Origin of the sequence: Acinetobacter sp. 10FS3-1, from assembly GCF_013343215.1 — a bacterium.
GTDB lineage: Bacteria > Pseudomonadota > Gammaproteobacteria > Pseudomonadales > Moraxellaceae > Acinetobacter > Acinetobacter lwoffii_C.
Window position 1 is genome coordinate 1 of the sequence record NZ_CP039153.1, and the last position, 9,137, is coordinate 9,137.

Annotated in this window: 11 protein-coding genes; 8 read left to right on the forward strand and 3 right to left on the reverse strand. The window is 35.6% G+C overall.

Translation table 11 applies throughout. The annotated features are described in order from the left end of the window. The 7 genes from repM to E5Y90_RS17260 all read left to right on the forward strand — a co-directional run bounded on the left by repM (window position 1) and on the right by E5Y90_RS17260 (window position 4,076). Window positions 1-951 (forward strand): replication initiation protein RepM, encoded by a 951-nt coding sequence (repM, locus tag E5Y90_RS17230; protein WP_002011663.1) that lies wholly within the window; start codon window positions 1-3, stop codon window positions 949-951. Continuing rightward, window positions 944-1,519 (forward strand): plasmid replication DNA-binding protein, encoded by a 576-nt coding sequence (locus tag E5Y90_RS17235; protein ID WP_002011656.1) that lies wholly within the window; start codon window positions 944-946, stop codon window positions 1,517-1,519. The genes repM and E5Y90_RS17235 overlap by 8 nt, the downstream gene beginning before the upstream one ends. Window positions 1,520-1,539: 20 nt before the next feature. After that, complete coding sequence (locus E5Y90_RS17240) at window positions 1,540-1,683, forward strand: hypothetical protein (protein ID WP_001125247.1); 144 nt, start codon at window positions 1,540-1,542, stop codon at window positions 1,681-1,683. Between the two features lie 257 nt (window positions 1,684-1,940). Then, window positions 1,941-2,285 (forward strand): SMR family transporter, encoded by a 345-nt coding sequence (locus tag E5Y90_RS17245; protein ID WP_005146112.1) that lies wholly within the window; start codon window positions 1,941-1,943, stop codon window positions 2,283-2,285. Continuing rightward, window positions 2,286-2,843, forward strand: coding sequence for a TetR/AcrR family transcriptional regulator (locus E5Y90_RS17250; RefSeq protein WP_005146114.1), 558 nt, complete (start codon window positions 2,286-2,288; stop codon window positions 2,841-2,843). A 581-nt stretch (window positions 2,844-3,424) separates the two neighbouring features. After that, complete coding sequence (locus tag E5Y90_RS17255; RefSeq protein ID WP_000269911.1) at window positions 3,425-3,781, forward strand: type II toxin-antitoxin system RelE/ParE family toxin; 357 nt, start codon at window positions 3,425-3,427, stop codon at window positions 3,779-3,781. After that, on the forward strand, window positions 3,774-4,076 hold the full coding sequence (locus tag E5Y90_RS17260) for a helix-turn-helix domain-containing protein (RefSeq protein ID WP_001140620.1): 303 nt from the start codon (window positions 3,774-3,776) through the stop codon (window positions 4,074-4,076). Before E5Y90_RS17255 ends, E5Y90_RS17260 begins: the two co-directional genes overlap by 8 nt. Before the next feature lie 73 nt (window positions 4,077-4,149). Here the strand turns inward: E5Y90_RS17260 and E5Y90_RS17265 are convergent, their stop codons facing one another. The 3 genes from E5Y90_RS17265 to E5Y90_RS17275 form a co-directional block, all read right to left on the reverse strand. After that, window positions 4,150-4,647: a hypothetical protein gene (locus E5Y90_RS17265; protein WP_174660737.1), complete on the reverse strand. Its 498-nt coding sequence runs from the start codon at window positions 4,645-4,647 to the stop codon at window positions 4,150-4,152. Then, window positions 4,640-5,971 (reverse strand): AAA family ATPase, encoded by a 1,332-nt coding sequence (locus E5Y90_RS17270; RefSeq protein WP_174660738.1) that lies wholly within the window; start codon window positions 5,969-5,971, stop codon window positions 4,640-4,642. The genes E5Y90_RS17265 and E5Y90_RS17270 overlap by 8 nt, the downstream gene beginning before the upstream one ends. A 145-nt stretch (window positions 5,972-6,116) precedes the next feature. Beyond that, window positions 6,117-6,491: a hypothetical protein gene (locus E5Y90_RS17275; protein ID WP_228724004.1), complete on the reverse strand. Its 375-nt coding sequence runs from the start codon at window positions 6,489-6,491 to the stop codon at window positions 6,117-6,119. A gap of 258 nt (window positions 6,492-6,749) precedes the next feature. On the opposite strand from E5Y90_RS17275, the gene mobQ reads away from it, so the two are divergent. Continuing rightward, complete coding sequence (gene mobQ / locus E5Y90_RS17280; RefSeq protein ID WP_228724005.1) at window positions 6,750-8,504, forward strand: MobQ family relaxase; 1,755 nt, start codon at window positions 6,750-6,752, stop codon at window positions 8,502-8,504. The last annotated feature ends 633 nt before the right edge of the window (window positions 8,505-9,137 follow it).

Sequence of the window (9,137 nt, forward strand, 5' to 3'; positions counted from 1 at the left end):
ATGAGAGAGTTAGTTGTAAAAGACAATGCCTTAATTAATGCAAGTTATAACTTAGATTTAGTAGAACAACGTTTAATTTTATTAGCTATTGTTGAGGCAAGAGAAAGTGGGAAAGGGATTAATGCTAATGATCCCTTAACTGTCCATGCAGAAAGCTATATCAATCAATTTGGCGTACATCGCAATACCGCTTATCAGGCATTAAAAGATGCCTGTAATGATTTATTCGCAAGACAATTCAGCTATCAAAAAATAAATGAAAGAGGGAATATTGAGAACTATAGATCCCGTTGGGTTAGTGAAATTGGATATGTAGATAATGAAGCAGTGGTTAAGCTTATTTTTGCCCCTGCCATAGTTCCATTAATTACGCGCTTAGAAGAGCATTTTACTAAATACGAATTGCAGCAAGTTAGTAATCTCAGTAGTGCTTATGCTGTTCGTTTATATGAGTTATTAATTGCTTGGAGAAGTACGGGCTCTACTCCAATTATAGAGCTAAGTGATTTCCGTCAAAGAATTGGCGTACTCGATACTGAGTACAAGCGTATGGAACGCTTTAAAACTAGTGTACTTGAGCTCGCTATTAAACAAATTAACGAACATACAGATATCACAGTGAAGTATGAACAACACAAAAGAGGTCGATCAATTTCAGGATTTTCTTTTAACTTTAAACAGAAAAAGAAGGACAGCCCATCAATAGAAAGAGATCCGGATACTTTGGGTCTTTCTTCAAAGATGACCGATGCTCAACGGCATATGTTTGCAAATAAACTTTCCGAACTTCCTGAAATGGGTCGTTATTCCCAGGGAACTGAAAGCTATCCGCAATTTGCTATTCGTATTGCTGAGATGCTGCAAGACCCTGACCGAATAAAAGAACTATACCCATACCTAAAAAAAGTGGGATATATGCCATCAAATAAAAAGGACACCGTAAATGGCTAAGTTATCACTAAGTGAAGTATCTAAAAAATTTCATGTGGATAGATCAACTATTTACAGAGCTGTACGTAATGGACGTTTATCACGCTCCAGTGATGGACAATTCGATCTAGCAGAGGTCATCCGATGCTTTGGAGAACCTGAGCAAACATCTCAAAAAATTGAATCATCTAAGCAAGAAGGTGATGAATCTACAAAAAAACTTATTGCCCATTTAGAAAATGAAGTCAAAAAATACCAAGAACGTGAAGAACGGTTAATGCAACAAATTGACCGTATGCAAACACTCATTGAGCTGAAAAGTGTTGCACCTGCCACAGCAGCACCACAACAAGATGCTACGGCATGCGACACCGATCTACCACAGCATGCGACAACACAACAAGACAATGATAATAAAAAGAATAATGAATTAAATATTGCAGAAAATGTGGCAGTGCCACAGCAAGAAACTACGGCATACCACACCCAAACGCTACAGCATGCCACGTTGCAAAATGTGGCAGTGCCACAACACAAAAAACGTGGCTTATTTGGCCGTGTACTGAATGCTGTTTTTGATCATGACTGAGCAATCAAGGGAGAGAGATCATGCCGAAACTGAAAGATATTGCCCTGGGCATTATTGTGGCTCCGCTGCTGATCCCGATTATGCTGATTGCATCGTACCAGGATAAAAAGGCACTGAAGAAAGAGCTGGATGAACGCCAAAAAGAAAAAGACCAGGCATCCTGATTATTCAATTGACCTAATCAAAGTCGTGAAACATTGCTTAAATAGTAGGCGTGGAACATGTAAAAACATAAAAAAAGCCCATTCGAGGGGGAATGGGCTTTTTGATAGTATATAAGAAATTGATTTTTAAAGGAATAAAAATAGCATTTCGTATAAGGTGTATTATGTTAATTTTAGAAAATCTAAAATAATTATTGATAATTTTTTTTTTGAAAATTTAACATACCTTCCGATTGATATTTTAGGTATGATTACTTATGAACAGTGTGTTACTCGCTTATGTATTACTTGGATTTGCAATAGTTTCCGAAGTGATTGGAAGTAGTTTTTTAGTTAAATCGGAAGGGTTTACAAAACTTTTTCCAAGCGTGATGGTCTTTATTTTTTTTAGCACGGCATTTTATTTATTATCACAAGTTATTAAAACAATCCCTTTAGGTATCGCATACGCTATATGGGCTGGTGTTGGGATTGTTCTAACTGCTGTAGTTGGCTACTTTGTTTTTAAACAGACACTAGATAATCCTGCTTTAATTGGAATTGGTTTTATCGTATCTGGCGTAATAATTATTAATTTATTTTCGCAATCAGCAGGTCATTAAGTGAAAGAAATTCGGCAACAAAAGAAGCAACCAGAGGTTATTCGAAAGCGCATCCTTGAACAGGCAACTATTCTTGTTTCTCAAAAGGGTATTTCTGGTGTTTCTATTCAAAATATTGCTACAGCAGTAGGTATAACAAAAGGGGGGGTATTTCACCATTTCCCGAATAAAAAAAATTTGATAGAAGAAATGTTCAATCAAATAATTCTTGATTTAGATCAAACAGTTGAATACTTGATTAAACGCGATCCAACAGAATATGGTAAATTCACACGAGCTTATATTCATAGTTCTTTTATCCATCAAATAGATGGGGTGGTTTCTGCTTGGTCAGCGTTATCAATGACTATGATCACAGAGCCTACCTTTAATAAAATTTGGATGGAATGGCTAAAAAATAGATTATCTCAACATGCAGAAACGGATAGTCATCCTGATTTAGAGTTACTTCGTTTAGCAGCAGATGGGTTGTGGCTACAAAGTATTACCGGAGTCATTGATGATGAGCAATGTTCAAAATTAGAAGACGATCTGCTTAATCGAACCTATTTAACATAAAATCTCTTATTCGCAATTTTAAAAACTAGAATTTTCCACCAATTCACCATCCATTTAACATAATGGTGGTTATACGAAATGCAATTTAAAAAACATATGCATATCAATTAATTATGTTATAAATAGACAAGGCGCAAAACCTAAAAAACCGACTTGGAAACAAGTCGGTTTTTTTATGAGCGGTTTTGATACTTCTTGCCAATAAAATTGTTTAAAAAATAGTCAATTTTGAGGTTTTTCAAATTTTATCAATGCCTCAATGTCCAAAATTATCCACATTTTTTGTGGATAAAATTTAGGCTATTTTGTACGCTTTGGCTCACATGAAACTCGGCCCTTTGCGGCTGTCCAGGATAGGTGAATTTTCCTATGATGAAGTCATAGAGAACAGGATGTTCCAAACAACAAGAATAAGAAAGATCGCACCAGGAGCGTGAGGTAAGACAGGAGTCATACCTAGCAACCCAATATGAGAAACCCCAGCAGGATGCTGGGGTTTTTTATTGTTTATCCTTTCTCATTTGCAAAAACAAGCATAATGCCCTTAAAATATAGACTATAATCTATATTTTGGTTGTGGTATGTGGACAGTCATTACGACAGATCTATTTAATCAGTGGCTTGAACAGCAAGATGAATCGACACAAGAGAAGGTCCTAGCTGCCCTGGTTGTTCTACAGCAGCAGGGACCGAGTTTAGGCCGTCCTTTAGTAGATACTGTGTATGAGTCTAAATTTACCAATATGAAAGAACTGCGTGTTCAACATCGCGGTAGACCCTTAAGAGCTTTTTTCGCATTTGATCCCTTACGACAGGCTATTGTTCTATGTATTGCTGATAAAGGCGGTAAAAAGCGTTTTTATAAAGACATGCTGGATATTGCAGATGAACAATACCAACTTCATCTCACCACCCTAGGAGATAAATCTAATGGCTAAGACTCTGCAAGAATTGTTAGCTAGCCGCTCTCCAGAGAGCCAAGCCCGTATTCAAAAAATGGCAGATGAATTACTGCTAGAAAATCAGCTTCATCTTATTCGTGAAGAACTCGAAATTTCTCAAAAAGAGCTTGCTGAAACTTTGGGAATAAAACAGCCATCGCTTTCAGCAATAGAAAATCGTGGCAATGATCTTAAGATTTCAACCATGAAAAAGTATGTTGAGGCAATGGGTGGGAAGCTCCGTATTGATGTAGAGCTTCCAACAGGAAAACATATAGGATTCAACGTTTAACAATAAAAATGGGAGCTATAGGCTCCCATTTTTAGATTCGTATAACGTGTATTATGTTAATTTTAGGAAAACTTCATTTCCCTATTTTTTTTACATTTCTTATATAAATTTTCAAATCACAGTCTAGTGACCAAATAAATATATCGGCACGAGGATGAAGTTCACATAACATTTCAAACTCTTTAATAATTGTTAAATCACCTAAACTAGTACCCTCTGTAGTTTTCTGTGGTGATTTATTTCTTCCAGCATGATCAGGAAATAAAGCTATCCATTCTCGAAGCTGTTCATTTGAAAATATACTAGAAAAGATAAAAGGAGCTTCATTTGCATAACTTTTCTCTAAAAGCTCATAAAAATCTTGTGCTACTTGCCGTCTAGTATTCCCATCACCATTTTGAGCGATATGATTACCAGTTTCAATAATTGTAGCTACTGGGATAATAAATTCACAACCTAACTTAGTGTAAGTTTCAAATGATTCGAATACTTCTTCTCTATCTGAGTTCTTTGAAGGTACATCTAAAATATTTAGGAAAACACTTGTATCAATTAAACAAATATTATTCACGATGTTTACCTTTCATCGACTCTAACCAACTCAAAGCTATAGTTCGTTTATCTTCACTAGATAAAGGATTCTTAACGAATCTATCAACTATACCTTTTGTAACTAGATCACCTAATGGTCCTTGGGATACAAGACCAACATAATCATCAAGTTCAGATAATCTTGTTAAACAGCTATGACCTTTTTCTTTATCTCTATAAGCAAAAGACACGTACTCTAAAGCTTCATTAGGCACTCCATCCATCAGAGCTGGATTGTGAGTTGTAATCAATAACTTTATTTTATTATCCCTAGCATATTCATATATCTGATTTAAAAGTATTTTTGCTTTATTTGGATGTATACCATTATCTAATTCTTCAAATACTAAAAGAGAACCTGGTTTAGCTGTCATCAGTGCAGCAGCAATAGCAAGAACCCGCACAGTACCATCTGACAGTAACTCTATTGACCATTTCTTAGATGAATTCTCATCACCAAAACTTTCTTCGAGTTCAACAGAAAAACGTTCTCGATTATCTTCGAAAAAACTTATACCAACAAATTTTTGTTCAGGAAGATTTTTTATGAAGTCTAAGACTTGATCTATTTTCCCTTCCATTTCTAAGTTTTTTAAAACACCTGATAAATTTGATCCTTTAAAATTTAAATTAGGAGTTATTCTTGAAAACGATCGCATTGAACTAGGAACAAAATCAAAGAATTGAATAGACTTTAAATCATCTAAACATTGATCAATTAATAAAATTTGTTCATCAACACTAAATGCTCCTTTCTCATCATTGCCAAAGTTTTCAGTTATTAAATTAAGAATATTGTTAATGTTTGGCAATATTGCCATTTTATTTTTTGGATGAAAATTAAAAGATCTAGATGGCGAACCTTTGGGTGTATTAGGCTTGATTTTTACTTTCAAAAAACCTTGTTTGCTCTCATCCTTATTTTCAATTGTTTCGTAAATTACTTTTTTACCTATGGTTAATTTTTCATTTACCAATGATATTGATTCATTATCAAAAATTTTTATAGAAAAGCTATATTGAACTTTATTATCGAAATTCATTTTCAAGGTCATAGGAATATGTTCACACATATAGACTAGATCGTGAAAATCACCTCTAAACCATTTATCTGATTCTTCTAGTTTATTTTGAATAGAATCTAGATCCACTCCTGATATAAACCATTTAATTAGTCTTAAAGCTTCAATAATATTCGACTTACCAGCAGCATTAGCTCCAATTAGCAAGTTTAAAGGGCCTAATGCTAAGCTTTGTTCAGCGCTATAACTTTTGAAATTTTCTAAACTTATACTTTTCAGCATTCAAATAGACCAATTTTAATAAAAACAATAAGAATGATAAGAATATCAAAATTACGGTGATCTTAGGTGAAAATTAGTAATCCGATAATTTTTATCAAAATTATCAACTGATTTAACATAAAACTTCTTATATGAAATTTAGAACTTATCCCTTAAAAAAATCATTAAAAAGCTCTTTATCTTTCTGTCTATTTTCTTCTGTCTTACTTTCCGCACTTAAAAACTGCTCAAAATCAGCCCATTGATGTTTAAAAGATTCATCATTCTTAAATTTATTCAAAACCCAAGCGCCAAGCAAAATTTTCCGTCTAGTTTCATTTTTCCGTTCTTGGGCTTTTGCTTCGCTTAAAAGTTTTTGCTGTTTGAGTTTAAGCTCATTCTGTTTCTGTTTTGCCTGTTCTAAGATCTGCTCTTGTTCTTTTTTTAAATACTCAATTTGCTCTTGCAGGGATAATTTTTTCTGCTGTGCTTTGGTGAGTTTCTTTAAAACTGCATCTTTCTTTTCTTGAATATCTGACATAGTATTAAACCGTGATGATCAATAATCAAACATCATCATAGAGTCAAAAAACAAAGCGAGCAATATCAAACGTAGCGAAGCGAAGTTTTCCCGGAGTGAAACGAAGGGCGCACTTACCCATTTTTATCATTTCATTCAAAAGTGGGCGTTGCGACAGGGGTTTCCCCTGTACCCCATGACCTCGCTTTAGCATGGTCAGCAACTTTTTCAAAGTTGCAAAAATCAAAACCACGGTATGCAGAAATTTAGGTTTTTAAAGTGGCAATTTTTCATTTGAATGAAAGCAACATCTCACGAAGTGACGGACGTTCAGCCGTTGCTTGTGCTGCTTATCGTGCCTGTGAAAAATTAGAGGATCTGACTTTTGGAAAGACTCAGGACTACACTAAAAAAAAGGGACTTGCATACAAAAATATTTATGCACCAGAACATACCAATACAAAACTTTTAGACCGTCAAACACTTTGGAATACAGTAGAAAAAAAAGAATTCAATGCCAATGGCTCAATGAAAGCCAATGCACGACTCGCCAAAGAATATATCTGTGCTTTACCACATGAATTAACAGATGCAGAACGCATAAAAATCGTTGATGACTTTTGCCGAGACTTTGTGAACAAGCACAATGTTATTGTCGATGCCTGCATCCATGCACCACATGAACATAACGATGAAACCAATAATAAAAACTATCACGTACACATGATGTTCACTACCAGACTCATCAATGAAAAAGGCGAATTAGGAAAGAAACAAAGAATCTTCAACGACCATGGTCCCGAGATCCTGAAGGACAGCCGAGCAACTTTTGCCAATGTTGTAAACACAGTATTGGAAAATGCCGGACTAGACGAACGCATCGACCACCGGAGTTACAAGGATCAGGGCTTAGACTTTCTTGAACCCACTCATCATGAAGGGCATGAAGCTACAGCACTTCGCAGACAATATGACGAGGAACAAAAAAGACCGCTTGAAGAACGTAACACTGAAATTGTGCTACCAAGAATTGCACTTGAAAATGATGCAATCAAAGCCAAAAATTTAGATGCTGCACGAGAATACCAACAGATCATCAAGGGCCTTGATCAAGAAATTATTGTTCCAAGTCGATTAGAAGATCAGATTCCCCAGCTGGAAAACGAACTTCAGTTAACCGAAGCAGAAGAAAAAGAGCTTTTAGCAGAATTAGTAAATCTCAACCTAGAAGAAGAACGCCTGCAAGAACAACAGGTTCAACAGATCGACAACGCATATGATGACTTCATCCGGTGCCAGGATATTTATGCAGAATTTGCCAATCAGTTTTACACCATTCAAAGCAATGCTGCTGATAATCAAAAGCAGATTGAATCAAATCTCACCAAGACAAAACGATGGTTAGCAGAAAACAAAAGCGATTTTTACTTACATACCAATAATTTGTTTTATGACTCTTATCATCATACTTACAGAGATATAAAAAAACCTGATTTTTATGCGACTGAAAAATCAGTAGAACAGGCAAAAAATGAGAACTGGAGAGAATACGCAACCGAGGTCGAACAACTTGCTAAAGAATACGATATTGAGAATGTTGTCCAACGCTTAGGCCAATGCTCAGAGATACTGGAAAATAATGGGATTGAACGACCAACGATAAAACCCTCGTTTTGGCAGAAGCTAAAACGAGAGTACGTTCATTCATTCGATACCCTACATGATTTTAATGATGATATGAGTCCCCTCCTTAAAGCAAAACGGGCAGATGATCTCAAAATTGAACAAGAAAGAATGCAGCAAGTACGCCAAGCGGAAGTAGATCGCCAACGAAGAATTGAAAATGATCGCAGAGAAAGTGAATTTAGAGAGCAATTACGTAAAGAACGAGAGCAAAAAGAACAACGCTATGAACAAGAAAGACACGAACGAGAACATTTGGCATTTTTAAAACGCCAAGAATTGGAAAAACAGCAGAAAAATGAGCCTAAAAAACCAGAAAATGAAAATAACAACGATTACCGACCTTGGTGAATGCTGTTTAAACGCAAAAAAATAGGGTTTTTAGCGATGTTTTGCTAAACCACAGTAAGATTATAGTTGAGTTAAGAAAAAACTCTTAAATCGCAAATGAGAGCATTTAGCGAGTGTCTACGAGCGAACTACAGGGATCTAAATTTTTTCACCTGTTTTTCCCTGATTACAGGCTCCCCTGTGTATCAAGAACTCAGAATCAGAGCATCCCGAATGGGTGCGAACTGATTACGGTGGCTTTATGTCGAGCGAAGCGAGTGAAAAAGTTCTATGAGCGAAGCGAATTCCTAGTTGCTTTTCTTTTTTAAAAAGTCACGAAATTTTAAGCCAAAAATTGCCCCTACGAACTGAGCGAAAGCGAAGTTCAATAGAGTTTGAGCGTAGCGAAAACATAGGGCAATTTTTCCTTGCCTGGGCTTTTAATTATTTTAAAGTTTTTAAATGCTTTTAGGTAAGCTGAAAGCCTTGTAAATAAAGGCTTCTAGACTTCATATGACACCGTTTACCTTGCAATATGACACCGTTTACCTTGCAATATGACACCGTTTACCTTGCAATATGACACCGTTTACCTTGCTTATAGCACTAAAATTAATTAAGGTGTCATAGCATAATAAATAATACTGGTGCTTC

What these genes read in the sequence shown, in the direction of transcription:
- repM (WP_002011663.1), top strand. Translation starts at nt 1, where the DNA reads ATGAGAGAGTTAGTTGTAAAAGACAATGCCTTAATTAATGCAAGTTAT.
- E5Y90_RS17270 (WP_174660738.1), bottom strand. Translation starts at nt 5,971, where the DNA reads ATGCTGAAAAGTATAAGTTTAGAAAATTTCAAAAGTTATAGCGCTGAA.
- E5Y90_RS17245 (WP_005146112.1), top strand. Translation starts at nt 1,941, where the DNA reads ATGAACAGTGTGTTACTCGCTTATGTATTACTTGGATTTGCAATAGTT.
- E5Y90_RS17240 (WP_001125247.1), top strand. Translation starts at nt 1,540, where the DNA reads ATGCCGAAACTGAAAGATATTGCCCTGGGCATTATTGTGGCTCCGCTG.
- E5Y90_RS17255 (WP_000269911.1), top strand. Translation starts at nt 3,425, where the DNA reads ATGTGGACAGTCATTACGACAGATCTATTTAATCAGTGGCTTGAACAG.
- E5Y90_RS17235 (WP_002011656.1), top strand. Translation starts at nt 944, where the DNA reads ATGGCTAAGTTATCACTAAGTGAAGTATCTAAAAAATTTCATGTGGAT.
- E5Y90_RS17260 (WP_001140620.1), top strand. Translation starts at nt 3,774, where the DNA reads ATGGCTAAGACTCTGCAAGAATTGTTAGCTAGCCGCTCTCCAGAGAGC.
- E5Y90_RS17275 (WP_228724004.1), bottom strand. Translation starts at nt 6,491, where the DNA reads ATGTCAGATATTCAAGAAAAGAAAGATGCAGTTTTAAAGAAACTCACC.